The organism is Streptomyces sp. NBC_01092, assembly GCF_045039535.1.
GTDB lineage: Bacteria > Actinomycetota > Actinomycetes > Streptomycetales > Streptomycetaceae > Streptomyces.
In genome coordinates this window covers 10911885-10927679 of record NZ_CP108659.1, presented here as the reverse complement: position 1 = coordinate 10927679, position 15795 = coordinate 10911885, and the positions used below count along the sequence as shown (strand labels likewise).

Annotated in this window: 12 protein-coding genes and 2 pseudogenes; 6 read left to right on the top strand and 8 right to left on the bottom strand. The window is 66.1% G+C overall.

Features of this window, described 5'->3' with window-relative positions; translation table 11 throughout:
* The first annotated feature begins 825 nt into the window (after positions 1-825).
* Complete coding sequence (locus OG254_RS48685) at positions 826-1047, top strand: hypothetical protein (RefSeq protein ID WP_405594603.1); 222 nt, start codon at positions 826-828, stop codon at positions 1045-1047.
* A 661-nt stretch (positions 1048-1708) separates the two neighbouring features.
* Positions 1709-2290 (top strand): hypothetical protein, encoded by a 582-nt coding sequence (locus tag OG254_RS48680; protein WP_405594601.1) that lies wholly within the window; start codon positions 1709-1711, stop codon positions 2288-2290.
* A 472-nt stretch (positions 2291-2762) separates the two neighbouring features.
* Here OG254_RS48680 and OG254_RS48675 read toward each other — a convergent pair whose 3' ends face one another.
* Entirely contained in the window at positions 2763-3920 is a 1158-nt protein-coding gene (locus tag OG254_RS48675; RefSeq protein WP_405595648.1) for an ISL3 family transposase, read from the bottom strand.
* Between the two features lie 226 nt (positions 3921-4146).
* Between OG254_RS48675 and OG254_RS48670 the strand changes: the two genes are divergently transcribed.
* Both OG254_RS48670 and OG254_RS48665 read left to right on the top strand, forming a co-directional pair.
* Entirely contained in the window at positions 4147-4434 is a 288-nt protein-coding gene (locus tag OG254_RS48670) for a hypothetical protein (protein WP_405594598.1), read from the top strand.
* A gap of 262 nt (positions 4435-4696) precedes the next feature.
* Positions 4697-5164, top strand: a complete 468-nt coding sequence (locus tag OG254_RS48665; RefSeq protein WP_405594595.1) for a DUF6924 domain-containing protein — start codon at positions 4697-4699, stop codon at positions 5162-5164.
* Between the two features lie 563 nt (positions 5165-5727).
* Here the strand turns inward: OG254_RS48665 and OG254_RS48660 are convergent.
* From OG254_RS48660 to OG254_RS48630, 7 genes and pseudogenes are all read right to left on the bottom strand, one after another.
* On the bottom strand, positions 5728-7863 hold the full coding sequence (locus OG254_RS48660; RefSeq protein WP_405594594.1) for an ATP-binding protein: 2136 nt from the start codon (positions 7861-7863) through the stop codon (positions 5728-5730).
* 345 nt (positions 7864-8208) lie between these two features.
* A pseudogene (locus OG254_RS48655) lies at positions 8209-9047 on the bottom strand (transposase family protein).
* A 1001-nt stretch (positions 9048-10048) separates the two neighbouring features.
* On the bottom strand, positions 10049-10639 hold the full coding sequence (locus tag OG254_RS48650) for an IS630 family transposase (RefSeq protein WP_405594773.1): 591 nt from the start codon (positions 10637-10639) through the stop codon (positions 10049-10051).
* On the bottom strand, positions 10573-11127 hold the full coding sequence (locus OG254_RS48645; protein ID WP_405576380.1) for a helix-turn-helix domain-containing protein: 555 nt from the start codon (positions 11125-11127) through the stop codon (positions 10573-10575). Before OG254_RS48645 ends, OG254_RS48650 begins: the two co-directional genes overlap by 67 nt.
* A gap of 123 nt (positions 11128-11250) precedes the next feature.
* Positions 11251-11628 carry an ATP-binding protein gene (locus tag OG254_RS48640; RefSeq protein WP_405594591.1) on the bottom strand — a complete coding sequence of 126 codons (378 nt, stop codon included), beginning with the start codon at positions 11626-11628 and terminating at the stop codon, positions 11251-11253.
* 314 nt (positions 11629-11942) lie between these two features.
* Complete coding sequence (locus OG254_RS48635; RefSeq protein ID WP_405594589.1) at positions 11943-12455, bottom strand: winged helix-turn-helix domain-containing protein; 513 nt, start codon at positions 12453-12455, stop codon at positions 11943-11945.
* A 490-nt stretch (positions 12456-12945) separates the two neighbouring features.
* Positions 12946-13059, bottom strand: a pseudogene (locus OG254_RS48630) (IS5/IS1182 family transposase); the annotation flags it as partial.
* Between the two features lie 262 nt (positions 13060-13321).
* Here OG254_RS48630 and OG254_RS48625 point away from each other — a divergent pair.
* Positions 13322-14602, top strand: coding sequence for a hypothetical protein (locus OG254_RS48625; RefSeq protein WP_405594587.1), 1281 nt, complete (start codon positions 13322-13324; stop codon positions 14600-14602).
* Positions 14603-14615: 13 nt separating this feature from the next.
* Positions 14616-15770 (top strand): 3-deoxy-7-phosphoheptulonate synthase, encoded by a 1155-nt coding sequence (locus OG254_RS48620; RefSeq protein ID WP_405594585.1) that lies wholly within the window; start codon positions 14616-14618, stop codon positions 15768-15770.
* Positions 15771-15795: the final 25 nt, after the last annotated feature.

Below are 15795 nucleotides of genomic sequence, written 5' to 3'. Positions count from 1 at the left end.
GGCGCTGAAGGCTTCCTGCAGGAGATCCCTTGCGAAGGCTTCGGTTTCCGGGCCAGGTTCGTGAAGGCTGCTCTTGTACAGGTGGTAGGCGACACGACGGACGATCAGGTCTTTCTGCTTGTTGGGCCCGTCCAGACTGATCGGGACGTGGACGCGCAGCTCTTGGATCTGGTGTTCGACGAGGTCTTCGGCCTCGTCCACGGACCAGGCAAGGCGATCACTGTCGGAGAGCTTGCCCCAGCGCCGTTCGAATGCCTCGGCGGGGAAGGGCGCCTCTCTCACGCTCCGGGATTCCGAATCCGGCTCCGGCGGCGAGTCCTCGAGGGCCTCACTCGTGATCCGCAGGGGAGCGGGAACGGACGGTGCGGCATCGGGGTCCACGCCGCGCGGGTCGTGCACAGGGTGGTCGCGGACGGCGGGCCCGGAGTCAGGCAACCGCCCGGCAGCCGAGCCGAGACCGGCATCCGCGCCGGACTCGGTGACCGGGCGCGGGGATGCCACCGACGGGATGGCAGCACCGGTGACCGAGTCAGTGACGGAGTCGGTGACCTCGAGGTGACCGGTCCCGGCAACGGCGGCCGGGGCAGAGGAGGCCTGGCCGGTGAGCCGTGCCATCACCCCGTCCACCGAACCAGGCATATTCCCCGAGACCACACCCTCAGAGCCCTTGGAGCCCGTGGAGCCCGTGGAGCCTTTAGAACCTTCGGGTGCAGGAACTGGTGGGGTGAAACGCCCGGAAGACTCCAGCACCTGGTGCCGCTGCGCAGGGGCTTGCAACGAGCCCGACGTCACCGGCCCGGCCTGGGGTTGGGCCTGGACCTGGGGTTGAGGCTGGGCCTGGGGCCCGGCCTGGGGCTGGGGCCCGGCCTGGGGCTGGGCCTGGGGCCCGGCCTGGGGCTGGGCCTGGGGCTGGGCCTGGGGCCCGGCCTGGGGCTGGGCCTGGGGCCCGGGCTGGGGCTGGGGCTGGGGCTGGGGCTGGGGCTGGGAGCTCACCGTGTCCTGCCGTGGCACCGTATCGATCGGCGGGAGCGCGCCCGGCCGAGCTGACACCTCGCCGGGTCCCGGCTGCTGCGCGGGCGCGGCAGCCGGGGCAGGCGCGTGTTCGTCCCGCCCGGTGAGGGAGACGGCGCCCGTCTCCTGAGTCGGTGCGGTGGAATCGCGGTCCTGCCCAGAGGAGGTGGGGTCCTCGGCATCTGGGCCGGCGCCCATCCCGCTGCTCGCCTGGGGCGGCAGATGCGATGCACCCACCGTCTGGAACCCATCCGGGAGCGGGGGCCGGCTGACCGCGTCCGGCTGCCCCTGCCCCCCCGCCGCCCCGGTGTCCGTCTGCGCGTGCGGCTCCGCCGCGGGCGGGCCTGGGACACCCGGCACCGAACCGGGCCCGCTTGGCCCGCCGCCCGCCTGCGGCGCCAGCGTGCCCGCCTGCTGGTCCACGGCATCCGGCCCTGCGGAGCCGGTACGCGCAGTCCCCGCCCCCGTCACCGCCTGCCCGGCCCCGCCAGGCAACGCATCCCCGCCCGCGCTCTCAGCCAAGGAGTCCGCCACCGACGACCGGGCCCCGCCCGCCCCCACAGCCGGCGCAGACCCCGGCCTATCCGAGACAGGTGTGTCATCCCCGCTGCTCACCACCAGCCCATCCGGCTGACGCCCCGCCCCGCCCCCGGGCGAGAACCCGGCACCGTCCCGCCCGCCATCGAGCGGGGGCCCGGTGAAGACCATGTCGCGCAGCGAGGACCCGGCGGCGACGACGCCCGCCTCGAGCCCCAGTTCACTCGTATTACTCAACCCCGCACCGAGAAATGTCGCCGCATCGAACTTCACCCGGTCACCGAAGAGGACGCTGGTCACCGGGACAGCAAGAAACTCCGCACCACCTTCAGCGACGAAGCCGCGCGAAGCCACACCGGCCCCATTCACAAAATCCTTCGCCGTGATCCGCGTCCCCGGATTCACTTTGCCCAGGACATCGCCGGCCAGATCCTTCTTCAACCCGCCGCCCAACGAGTTGGCCAACGCCTTGCCGGCATTATTCAAGGCCTCGTCGAAAACACCATGGAAAGCACCCGCAAAGCCCCCCATCACACCGGACTTCAAGATGTCGCCCACATCGAAGCCACCCGGACGGCGCCCCTTCGGCCCAGCCACGATCATCGCCAGACGCACCGCGAACGTCTGGAACGCCTCCTCGAACGCCTCCGACAACGAAGGCATCAAACGCGTACGACTGAGCAGCGTATCGAGCACCGTCAGCAAGAACACCCTGCTACGGAGCATCGCCAACGCCGACTGACCCGACGACAACCCCCCCGTGAAAAATGCCATCGCCGCCAGAACAGCCAATTCCGCAAGCAGCCGGAAAAGCTCAGCCATGATCTGCGACTTAGACTCCGTGATATGCATCGAAGTCTCAACACGGCCCCGGGAAATCTCCTCCAACTGACCGGCGAAATCCGCCAGCGCATTCTTGCCACCATCATCGACCAGCATCTTCATCGCACGGACATAACTCTCACCCGCACCCCCGGGAAGAGCATGCCCAATCGACACCACCGACCCCTCGATGGCGTCAGCCAGACCACGCACCTGCCTGGCCAGCGTGATATACGGATCGTGACTCTGGTAGCCAAGATCCTCATTCGCCCTCAGGGGCTTCTCCCCAATGAGAACGACCAGAAGGTTCTCCATTTCCCCCGAGAATTGAAGTGCCACCTACACTCAGGCCCTTCGTCCGCCCCGCCGCCGCTCCTGCGCGACAGCATCCATCACATCACCCTGATTGCGCAGAATGCTCTCCACATCACTCTTCGTGGCCCTCCCCGCAGCGGAGATCGCTTCCGCAATCGCCTCGAGGGTATCCACCGACGTCCTGTCCTCCCGCTCCACCCGAGGCCCGTTCTCCCCCGCGAAACTGTCACCCTCCCCAGGCCAACCCCGAGTCTCAGCAACCCCACCCCGCCCAACGACGCCCGCCATGGCTCCGTCCCCCATTGTTTGGGTCCAGTACGTTTCCGATTTGGGTCAAGGATGTATCCGACGTGCCACAAGGCCTCTGGGCGGAGGCGGAACGTGGCCGTTGTTACCTTCGCTTTGGGTGCATTCGGCCAACGTTGGAAACGATATGTCTCGTTTCGAGCCTTATCGTCACAGTGTGCACTTGGCGCCTGCGGCTCGAGCGCCGCCGCCGGGCCTTGGACTTCGACCAGGGCATGCGTGAGATCTTGAACGCGATCCTGCACGTGCATCTGCGCAGGCCCTCGATGATGTAGACGGTCTCCCACACCCTGCGCAGGGATGAAGTGCGTGAACAGCGCCCCTTCGCACAGGTTTTTCCACAAATACCAGCGATCACCAACCTGCACCGCACCGGGCAGCGCACGGCGGATGGCCTCGGCGTAGGTTGCGGAGCCGTCCCGGCACACGATCTCGACGCCCGGATGCTCGCGCAGCCACGCCTCCAGGGTGTCGGCCGTGCGGTCGCAAGTACGTCGATCCGCTTGTGGGTTTCGGCGTCGATCCACGGTGGCATAGCGGTGCCGCCGGTGCAGGGCGAAGTCGTCGACCCCGATCACGCGGGGCACCCGCCCGGTGGGCAGAGGGATGCGCAACAGGGTGCGCAGGGCAGTGTGACGCGACAGTCCCATCGCGAGTATCGCCAGCAAACGTGACCCCGCCCTGCCCGCTAACTCCTTGACCACGGCCTTGACTTGCCGGGTCAGGCGTGCAGTGCGGCGCTGGCATCGCTCCAGCACCCCGGGCACCTGCTCTCGGAAAGTGTGCCGGCAGCCACGGGTGGGACACACCAGACGCCGCACCCGCACACGGACCACCACCCGCCGCCCGTCCACCGACACATCGGCCACCGTCCGCAGATGAAAGCCGTGCACCCGCCCGGCCGGTGCCCCGCAACCCGGACACGGCACCGGATCCTCAGGCGTCCGCGCCCGCACCAAAATGCGCTCGCCCTCGTCCGTCACGTCCTCGATGACCAGCGGCGACGGGTCGACCGTGCTGTTCCACGACGGTCGCGTGGTGCGGATCTTCCTGGGGGGGGAGGGCCCTCCCGCTGGGACAGGTTCTACGATCAGGAGACCATCCTGGTGCTCGACGACGACGGGTTCCTGCGCTCGCGGGGCCTGGACCGGTGCAGTGGTGGAACAGATCGCCGGGCCGGGCGCCAAGCTCGTCGCCGTGCGCGGCGCGGCGGAGCTCCGTGACGATGAGTGGGCCGTCGTATGGGCGTCCGCCGGCCGCTCGACGCGACTGGCCCCGGTGTGTGAGTCGGCAATGCCGCAGAACGACGACCTGGCCGCTTGGTTCCGCGCCCTGGCCGGGGAGGGCCGCGGCTACTGCGTGGCGGTGGTGAAGGAGAGCACCCCGCGGGAGGTACTCCAGCGAGCCGGTGTCACGCGGGACTCGATGGTACGGAGCAGGTAGCGCCAGCTCCAACGGGCCCGGGACGCCGCCGCACATCCGGATGAGGGGAATGTGGTGGCGGCGATCGCCGTGGGGCCGGACGTTCTCGTCGCCAGTGACCACCCCGCCCTACCGGTGGCGGCACCGGCGCCCTCGACTTCGGTGGCGGCCCTGCACCAACTGTGCGGGGGGGAAACGGCTTCGAGGGGACGTTCAGCCTCCATCAGAACGGCAGGCTCGTGACCGAACTGCGGGACGACCCGCTCCGTCGCAAGGGGGTAAAGTGGCGGAGATCGCCGCCGCACTGGACGACATCCCGTTTGGGTTTGGCCGTCACGAGCTGGTGTTCCGCACGTCCGCGGTGGTTCCCAGCGCCGCCGAGCTCGGCGGCCCGTTGCTCGGCGGTGTCCTGACACCGGCGCAGTCATCATCCGCAACGCCCGCGGCCGAGTCGGCAGAGCCGCCTCTGGCGGTCGAGGGGTACGACGACGAGAACCCGCTTGTGATCCGCACCGACTTCACCGACGAGGACGCCTGGGACCGGATCGTCGAGGAACTGCGGGCACCGTTGGTGGACGACGATCCGGTGGACCCTCACCTGAACTCCGATCCCAGGTACGCCGACGCCCCTACCGAGCGGGGGCTCCAAGACGTCCGCGCAGCCCTGGCCGGTCCGAGCCTGCCGGGGGCGGTCTTCATCGCCGACAGCACCACCATGCACGGGACGGGACATCCGCTGCTGGCCGTGTAGTGGGACGGTGAGCCGTTCCAGGAGGACGAGGAGGAATTCGTCACGCAGTTCCGCGTGCTGCCCAACGTGGCCGTGGAGATCAGCACAAACTCGCTCTCCGCAACATGGACTTCGAAGACTTCGCTGGCGACGAGCCACACGAGCGCATGGGATGACGCCCCTCGCGGGTGCCTGGCGCGGTCACCGCGACCCATTCGTACTCGTCGTACCCTATGACGTCGCGATCGTCGTCGCTGAGGAGGTCGCTCACCTCTTGGGTCAGTTCGCGGGGCTCGTCCATAGCCCTCATGATGCCCGCCGTGCGGGCTGCATCGTCGGCCGCCCGGCGCCGTCGGGCACGGTGACGGACAGTAGGAGGTCAAGCTGCTTGTCCATATCAAAGCGAAGGTGCCATATGGGTCAATGCCTCTGGGCGGGCCTCATGATGCCATTGCCGAGTGCCGCCTCCTCGTGGTCAAGCTACAAGCTATGGCCCGGTCCGCTCCTGCCACGCCCTGGTGACTACCCCAGCTCTCAGCAGAAGACACTCTGCACCTCAACCCTTTGTCGGCTGCGATGAATCCTCACCACAGGCCGATCGATAGGGGGTCGCGAGAGTCTTCGGACGGTGACCCGTCCTGCTCGCCGAGGGCGTAGGCCGCCTCCAGCGGGAGTGCCTCGCCTTGCGCGAAGGCAGCATGGTATGCGGCTTCCCCGAGTGCTTGGCGTGCTTGAGCAGCACAGCACTCGTGCAGGGGGAGGAGATGCCCGTAGCGGGAGACCGATGCTCCCACCGAACGCCAGAGGCTTTGGGCCATACCGAGCAGTTGGGCGGCTCGTTCGTGGTTGCCTTCGTTACCTGCGCCCCATGCCAAGGTCTCGACGCAGTAGGCGGTGGCCAGTCTGTCACCGAACTTGTGTTGGAAGCGAAGGCTTTCCCGGAACAACCCGAGGGCCTGTGACATACGGCCCTGTCTGCGCAGCTCTTCGCCCGTGATCCAGAGTGCATACGAGCGAACCCAGGGGTTGCCGATCTCCTCAGAGTGGGCGAAGAGCTGTTCTGCGAACCCGGTGGCGCGAGGATCGCCGTGAAGGGACGCGGCGTACGTCAGCCCGATGAGCGCGACCGCGGTACCCAAGGGATCGCTCAGAGCCTGGTGCTTCTCAAGGCCGTCATAGTGCAGTCCGACCGCGCCTGCGACGTCGCCGTGGAACAGCACGGCCTGGGCGGTGCACGTGGTCGCCCACGCTTGCGCCAGGCGGTCTCCGGCGCGATCGGCCGACTTCCGGGCCTGTGCCAGCACCTGGAGTGCCTGTTCGGTGTCGCCCTGCTCGGCCATGAACCAGCCCAGCACCCAGAGTGCTTTTGCACGCTGCGGGCTGTCCTGCGTCTCGCGGGCAAGCGCTTGGTCGAGCCAGTGCCGGGCCTCGGTGAAGGCGCCCGCCGCCAGCCAGAACGTCCACAGGTCGGCTGCGATGGCCAGGGCGTTCCGTGCCTGGCCCGGTCGACTCAGGCTGTGTTCCAACGCGGCACGACAGTTCGCCAGGTCGGCGTGCATGTGCATCAGCCAGCCCTGCTGGTCCGGCCCATTGGACTCGGCTTCGGTGTGCTCGGCCAGCCTTCGGTACCAGTCACAGTGCTGCTCACGCAGCGTGTCCTCGGTACCGCTGGCGGCCAGTCGCTCCTGCCCGTACTGGCGCAGCGTCTCCAGCAGCCGGTAGCGCCTGGTCGGGCCGCCTTCGCCCAGGGATAGCAGGATGGACTTGTCTACCAGGCCGGCGATCAGTTCGAGGACCTCCGACCGGAGAATGCCCGGTGAGGAACAGACCTCCTCCGCCGCCTCCAAGTCGAAGCTACCGGAGAACACGGACAGGCGGGACCATAGCAGTTGTTCCTGAGGCGAGCACAGGTCGTGGCTCCAGTCGATCGTGGCGCGCAGGGTCCGGTGCCGGGGCAGGCCAGTGTCCGAGCCGCCCACAAGCAGGGCAAAGCGGTCCTCGAGCCGCTCTAGGAGCTCTTCCGCGGTCAGCGTCCGCATACGGGTCGCCGCCAGCTCGATCGCCAGCGGTATCCCCTCCAAGTGGCGGCAGATCCGGGCGACCGGCCGGGCCGTGTCCGCGGTGAGCTGGAAGCTGGCCAGAGCGGCTGCTGCCCGATCGGTGAACAGGCTCACTGCCTCGGCCTGCGCGAGCGCCTTCGGTGTCAGGGAACTGTCCGGTTCGGGTACCGGCAGCCCAGACACTTCAAATGGTGTCTCGCCGATTACGCCCAGCGACTGCCGGCTGGTGGCGAGGATCCGCAGACCCGGTGCCGCCCGCAGTAGGTGTCCGACCAGCTCCGCACAGTGCTGAAGGAGGTGCTCGCAGTTGTCCAGGATCAGCAGAAGCCGCATCCGGGACAGGTGGTCCTGCAGGACTTCCAGTGCAGGTCGGGATGAGGCATCCTGGATCCTCAGGGTCTCCACGATCGTCTCCGCGATCAGGCTGCCGTCGCCGAGCTGGGCCAGGTCCACGGTCCATACCCCGTCCCGGAAAGAGCGGCGCATACTGGCCCCGATACGTAGGGCGAGCCGCGTCTTGCCGATCCCGCCTGTGCCGGTCAGCGTCACCAACCGCCCTCTCGACAGGAGCCGACGGGCCTGGGACACCTCACGGCGCCGACCCACGAAGCTGGTCGCCTCGGTCGGCGATACCCCGGCGCTCTGCGTGAGATCTCCCATACCGGCAGAATACGCCAGAGATGTGCTCCTCGGGGCGGGTGCTGAAGCCTCGTTGTAGCCGCTCGAGCAGGCCACCCGCTATCGGCCCCGCGGATGGCATAAGCCGTGGGTGGAAGGTACGGAACCTGAGGTCATGTTCGTCCAGGGGGTGGATGTTCAAACTATAGGGAGCTTCGGTGGTGTCTCCGACTCAGACTCGATGCATCCCTACCTCCGTCATTCGGCCCCGAACTCCCACACCGACTGAGCGGTGCGTCGTGAAGTTGCTGGTCACGGGTCTGGTGTGCGTGGGGTTCGGGGTGCTCGTGGTGGTCGTGGGCGGATGACTTCGGCGAAGATCGTCGGTCATCGGGAGATTTCGCGGTTCGTGAGGACCAGCAGGGCTCTGACCAGGGCGGTCGCCCATGTCGGGTCGGTGCGGACCTTGCTGAGGATTCGTCAGTACTTCAGGTGGGCGAAGCCGTGCTCATCGGCGCCCTCACGGCCGCCAGCGCCTTGTCGGTCAGCTTCTGACCTCGCGTCAGGGGCCGGTTCCGGGCGGCCTTGCAGCCGGTGATCACCGCCGGGTCGGCGTCGGGATCACTGTCGTCGAGGCCGACGAATCCCAGGTCTGCGATGGCCCCGAGTCCGGCCGCCCGCAGCTTGGCGGTGAACTGGTCGTGGCGGCAGGCAGTGATCTCCGAGGTGCGTCCGGGCCGGGCCGCCGAGACCCAGAGCAGTCGGCCCCGGTCGTCGGTGAGCGCGATCACGAGCAGGCCATGGCACGTGTGCTTGCCGGAGTAGTTCTTCCGGTTCTCCTTTCCGGTCCTGCGCCGGGTGCGGATCGCCGTGCCGTCCAGCAGTACGACTCCGCCGCCCTTTCGGGTGATCTTCTTCAGGACGTGGTCCAGGCGTGGGGCGCGGGTGGCCGGCAGGCCGACGACTTCCCTCACTCACCGAGTCACGGTGGTGCGGTGTATCTGGTTGCCGCCGGCCAGGTCACCGGGCCGCTGGTCACAGCGCAGCACCGCCAGCACGATGCCCGCGATCTTTCCCGCGGGCAGCGCCCGCCACCGCGAGCCGATCTTCTTCAAGTGGCCGCGCATCAGATCGGCGAGATAGTTCAAGGTGGCGCTCGACAGTGGCAGTCGGGCGGTGTAGACAAGGCCGTCAGGGCCCTCGATGGTGCTGTTGTTCTTCTTCACACCAAACTCAACTGCCCTCGGGGCCCGCCGGTTACGTCTGTGCAGCCAGCCGAGGCATGGTCGGCGCTCCCCCGCAGCGTGTGGTGAACCGCCCGTCGCCTCGCTTGTTCGCTGGTCAGCCCCTCACGGACTCCCCACCGAAAGTGATCAACCAAGGCATAGGCGTACGTCTTCTGCGTCCCCGATCCCTCGAACGGCCGCAGGTAGCCGTCCGCCTCCTCGTCGACCGAGCAGTCCGGCCAGACGATCGTGTACGACACCCCGCCGCCCGCCCGCCTGAGCACCTGTACGCGTAGGTCGTCGAGAACCACTCGGCTCCGTGCCACCCCGGCCTCCCCAGCCGTCGCCGTCTACGTGCTGTAGGCAACGGAGGTAGTTGGTTAACGGGAACGGCATGACCCCGCGAAGGGCCCAAACGAGTGACACGGACGCGCTGAGAGTAGTTGGAAAAGTCCTGGAAGGGCAGGTCGGAGCAGCCGCCTCAGTCGTAGTCGTCGCGGTGCTCGGGCCGGACGAGGTGCCGGTCGTCGTTGTTTTCCTCGGCGGATTCGAGGCGGCCCGGGGCGTCTTGGTGGCGAGGTGGAGGATGAGCTCCTCGGCGGTGCAGGTCGGCTTGGGGCAGCGGCCCTGGGTGAGGTCGGCGGCGAGGTTCTCGCAGGCGCGGGCGACCTGACGCCGCCAGTGACCGTCCTGGCGGTGGGTGAGGCGAGGAGCCGGTCGAAGATTCCACTTGTCGATGTTGGCGGGCACGACGGGGGTGTCGGCCAAGTCTTCGATGTCGTCGTGTGTAACGAGTTGGTGCTCACCGGACGAGGACGGCCCGCAGCAGCCTGCCGCGCCCGGGAGTTGACGTAACGGAACACGACGCTGCCGTGTCTCCCAGAGTGACCGAGGACTTGGAGCGGGCTCGGATTTGCCTCATAGGAGAGACCATCACGTGACCGACGAGTCCTCGTCCCGTTCCGCCACCATGACCAAGCCTGATACTAGTGCTGGGTTCCTCAAACGGCGTACGCATATCGGCGCCGTAGTCGGCGGGTTGGCGGTGCGGGCCTGCCCCAGACCCAGGGCTGGGCTCGGGTGTTGAGCTGGGCTGTTGCGAGACGGGTGGCTTGCTCGATCTCGGGTGGTCCTGCGAAGGACTGCCCGGCGAGGGCGGCCTTGCGGAAGATGCGCCACCAGCCTTCCTGAAGGTTGAGCCAGCAGGCGCCGACGGGGATGAAGACGTGCCGGATTCTGGGGTGGTCCACCAGCCAAGTCCGGGTGGACAGGCTGTTGTGTGAGGACAGGTTGTCGGTAACGACGTAGATGTCCCCAGCGGGATTGGCTGCCTCGACCTTCTGAAGAAACTGCTGGTAGAAGGCACTGTTGCGAGAGGAAGCGGTCATGGTGATTTCCTGTCCGTCCCGCACTCGCAGCGCACCGTAGACCCAGGTCTTCTCCGGTCCGCGGCTGTAGTCGACTTCGGACTTGATGCGGTGGCCGTCCGGCGACCAGCCCGGCGCCGGCGGGAACGTGCGGGGGATCACCGGTCCGAGCTCGTCGGCGCAGACGACCGTCGCGCCGCCGGGCGGGCGGGTGTAGAGCTCGATGATCCTTGTCCTTTTCCCTCGAAGTCTGCGTCCCTCGAGCGGGTCCAGGACCGGGTGCGGCGCCAGCGCACCCTCTCGGCCAGCAGGATCCGACGGACCTGGCTGCGGCCGATCTCGATGCCCCGCCGCTGGGCCTCCGCGGCCAGTGCGTCAAGGGTCCACTCCGGCGGCCCGGACTCGTCCTCTGCGGCCAGTTCGCCGCCTGCCTGCACGGTCAGCCGGCCCGGCGCCGGCTGTCTGACCAAGCCGATGATCATCGAGCGTTCCGCCTCGGTGATCCGCCGTTTGCGGCCCTGACCGCCCATATCCTCCAGTCCGTCCAGGCCAGAGCGGTTGAAGCGGTGCAACCAGCGGCGGACCGTCTTGGGGTTGCACCTCAACTCTTCCGCGATGGCCGGCACCCGCTGTCCGGACCAGCTCAGCTCGACCATGCGCGCCCGCACCACCAGATCGCGCGGCGCTTTGCGGGCTCGCGACAGTCGAAGCACGAGCCGTTGCTCGTTCTCGTCACGGCTCGGCCGTGCCCGTAACACCACCGTCCAGCACCCGCTCCCGAGCAACCGAACAGCCCCGCCACCAGGACATATACCCAGCAAAAGAGGAACCCAGCACTAGGAGCAGAGCGAGACTGGTCGCCAGACCACCTTCCCCGATCCCGGGCGTCGTACAGATCCCCAGCAGGCTCCCAGCGCCTCTACGATCATCAGTTCTCGCCCGCTTTCTTCGCTGATTTCGACAGTCTCGCGGCTCGGCATATCGGAGCTGCTGTCGCTCACAAGAATGGTCAGGCAGTCCTCGACGGCTGCCAGACCGATACCGAACTGCTCGCAGCCGTCAGACCTACCGTGTAGGCATGCATTGGTTGCAAGTTCGGAGGTCACGATTCCGGCATCCTCAATGACTGCCTCGGGATATCCCCAGGATTTGAGGACCTGGCGAATTATGCTTCGTGCACGAGGAACTGACGGGAGTTGGCATTCGAGTTCCATCGCCCAGCGTGGCGCAGGGACGTCACGCCGCGATACGATTGACTCCTTGTCATTTCTGACCGTCCCTCTCCAATGTTCGAGGGATAATTTCAGAAGATTGCCACATCCATTCATGAATTCCTCGCTAGTGTTCGCTATGTGTATGACAGTGTAAGGAAGAAATATTTAGGTGACTTTGTCTTTTTGGCCTCTCCTGGGCTCGGGAGAATGGGCGGATGGGGCCGCCCAGGCGGCGGTGCAGCAGGGCCAGGAAGCGCGGGAAGTCCTTCCTCGTGTAGCCGCCCGACGGCTTGACCGCATAGATCATCCGCGGTTCAGCCAGGCCCCGGCCTCGTCCTCGAAACAGACCCATCCGCCAGTGGCTGTGACCTGCGCGGATGAGAAGCCGCCGGCCACGTCTCCGTACGCCATGCGGCAATCGCCTCCTCATCACGCTCCACGGCCCGCACCTTCGGCACCTGCCACGACCAGCCGAGGCGGTCCAGCAGACACCAGACCCCGGAGATCTCGTACACGACCGAGAACCGCTCCTCGATCAGCACCCCGACCCGGGCCAGCGTCCACCTCTGGCCCTCCCAGCCATACGCCGTCGGCCCCGCCCGCAGCAGATCATCCAGCTCCCGCTCCTGCCCGGCAGTCAGATACGAGTTGCCGCCGGGCCCCTTGGACAACAGCGCCTCCCGGCCGCTCTCCGCCCAAGCACGACGCCACAGGCTGACCGCCTGCGGCGTCACCCCGAGCACCTCCGCGACCCTGCTCTGCCGCATGCCCTGTTCGAACAGATCCGCCGCCTGCTTACGCCGCCGCTCCAGCTCAACTCGGCTCAAAAGCTGGCGAGTTCGAGTCCCCATACACCCGGCATACCGAACACATCCAGATCATCAAACCCGACATCAAAGATCAGTAGTACCAGCACTAGGCATCCAGATGGGCCATGCATTCCCGCGTACACCTGCGTTTGTACAAACAGGAAGAAGGGAGTGTCCGTTCAAACTCCGCTTCCTCCAGCACAATTGCGCTCCCAGGAGATTCTGGAGACGGTATCCCGGTGTTCCGCCCAACGTTGAGTGGGTTGAAGCAACCCGCAATTGAAACGCGAATTCGAATGCCTGTCGTGCTGGCGCCACCGGGCTGCTGTCGCCTGTGTGTTGCGCCCGGCAGCCGGGTCGACGCGCCGCGCATTACGCGGATTTGGCACACAGAGGGACAGGATGCTGAACCATGCAGCTCCATCATGCAACGTTCATCAAAACTTCACTACGAGACCTCCGTGATTCACAGCAAAGAAGTCAGACCCAGGCCCTTCAGTGAGCTCTTTCAGCGTTGCCGCTCCAGGGTGAGGACGGCGGCGACGATTGACGACATTCGATTCGGGCTGTATCGGGACCTGCGGAAGATCCGCCAGGACTTCAGCCGTGCGACGCCGCGCTGGCGAGTAATTGCCGCACACCGAGCCACGACGAATCGCGGGATGTGCCCGAAATCAAACTCGAACAGATTGCTCATGCAGCGCTGGTTCAACCCGGCAGAGGTTGCTGGCGCAAGCGTCGATAGGAAGAGATCTATGGCATCCATGCTCAAGTGGGAATACGTGCCACACGGTCGCCATCGACGCCAGCGGCGGAGGGGTGCACACCGGCGCATGACGAATAAAGCACGCCCGTCCGCGAGCGCTAGCCCTCCACTCTCCCTCATGCCAGATCCCACCCTCTGGCAGAGGATCGCGAAGCACCCACTACTCTTCCATTACAACCGACTGATTGCCCTTGTGCTCGCGCTCAACCTCGCGGTCTTGGCCAACTCGCATGACACCGCGCTTGCCGCCGACGCCACGCTTGCCAACCTGACTTTGGCGGTGCTGATTCGCCAACGGCACGTGGTGAACCTCTTGTTCGCAGTTGCCAGAAAGATGCCTCACAGTTGGCCGCTGTGGGCACGGAGGTCCGCAGCAAAAGTATATCATTACGGCGGACTTCACGTGGGTCCCGCTGTTTCCGCCGTGATGTGGTTCGCGGTGTTCACAGGCGAACTCACCGCTGAGAGGTCACGTAATCCTGTCGCAGCTCCGCTCACCGTTCTTACACTGTCCTACGTTCTGGCTGCGCTCCTGCTCGTGACATGTGTGCTTGCCATCCCGCCTGTACGGAGACGGCGACACAACCTCTTCGAGCGCAGCCACCGTTTCCTGGGCTGGCTTAGCCTGATGCTTTTTTGGCTGCAGACGGTAGTGGCTGAATGGGAGGAACATGGACGCACTCTCGACTGGCGGGACTTGCTCAGCGTGCCGCAGCTGTGGGTCCTCCTGGTGGTGACCGCCAGCGTGATCTCCCCTTGGACGAGGTTGCGCAAGGTCCCCGTGTCAGTGTCACGTCCGTCATCGCACGTCGCCTTGCTGCGCTTCAACTTCGGTTGGGCGCCGTTCCCTGGCTCGGTCGCGGTCATCAGCCACTCGCCTCTGAAGGAGTGGCATGCCTTTGCTACGTTCGACCCTCCCGAAGGCAACGGCTATCGCATTGCCGTGTCTCGGGCCGGCGACTGGACTTCTAAATTCATTGACGCTCCACCGACCTCAGTCTGGGTCAAGGGTGGAGCGACTCGCGGCATGGCGCATGTGGAGAGTTTGTTCAATCGCGTGGTCTTCGTCGCGACCGGTAGCGGAATCGGCCCGATGCTGGCGAATCTCATGAGTCGGCCCAAGGATCGGCCTATGTCACTCATATGGGTCGCTCGGAGCCCACGCCAGCTGTTTGGCGACGAACTGGTTGACGAGATCCTGGGCCTAGTGCCGAACGCGATCATTGTGGATACCAAAATCAACGGTAAGCCCGATGTCGTCGAGCTCACCTATCGCGTGGCGTGCGACTTCCGAGCCGACGGCGTCATCTGTGTAGCAAACCAGAAGGTCACTTGGGACGTGGTCTACGGCCTTGAGAGCCGCGGCATCCCAACCTGTGGGCCGCTTTGGGACTCCTGAACGAGAGGGCACCATGGCTATTCAATCAATGATCACCCCAACGGCAACTGAGTCAGCCGGGACGCCCGCGTGGGAACCACTGACCAGACCAGGCGAACTGATGCAGCGCATCCCTCGGACATCAGCAGCCGCAGTTGCCGTGGAACGAGGCCGAACTGCAGTTAGGCAGATCCTGACTGGAACTGACGATCGGCTATTGGTGATCGCAGGTCCCTGTTCGGTACACGACCCTGAGACGGTCATCGAATATGCCAGCCGGCTCAAGGAAATTGCCGACTCGCTTTCCGATGAGCTGCTCATCGTGATGCGTACGTACGTCGAGAAACCTCGAACAGTTGTAGGCTGGCCTGGCCTGGCTGTTGCGCCGGATCTCGACAAACCGCCGGACCCGGAACGCGGCCTGCGCCTGGCCAGGGCACTGATGGCGGAGATCGCCGGACTCGGGCTCCCCATTGCAGCCGAGTGGCTGACCACAGTGGCTCCCGCATACCTGGCAGACCTGGTGGCATGGGGATGTATCGGGGCGCGGACGGTTGAGAGCCAAATCCACCGGCACCGAGCCAGTTCACTGCCGATGCCCATCGGGATGAAGAACCGGACCGACGGAGCCGTACAACCCGCAGTGGACGCCATCCGGTCCGCTGCACATCCGCATGGCTTCCTGGGTGTCTGCCCGAGCGGTGCTACTGGCTTCCTCAGGAGTGCAGGCAACAGCGACTGTCATCTCGTGTTGCGCGGAGGGACGGAGGGGCCCAACTGGTACCTTGCAGCCATCGAGGCCGCACAACGGCTCCCCACCACAGCCGGGCTGCTCGGACGCTTGGTCGTGGATGCCAGCCACGGTAATAGCGCCAAGGACCAGGAGCGTCAGGCCGCCACTGCGCGGGCCATCGCAGAACAGGTCCGCGCCGGCGGCTGGTTGATCAGGGGCATCATGCTTGAGTGTTTCCTTACGGAAGGTCGTCAGGAACCAGTGCCTGGGCACCCGCTCGTCCGCGGCAAGAGCATCACTGATGAGTGCCTGGGGTGGCCGACGACAGCTGAGGTGCTCACTGAGCTGGCCTCTGCCGTGAAAGATCGACGAGGGCACACAGTCAACCGGGGTCGGCCGGCGCAGGCGCGGGCGTCCTTCAAGACCACAACCCATGTCAAAGACTGCCGGGTTTAACGAACTACCCATTGCCTTTTTGCGC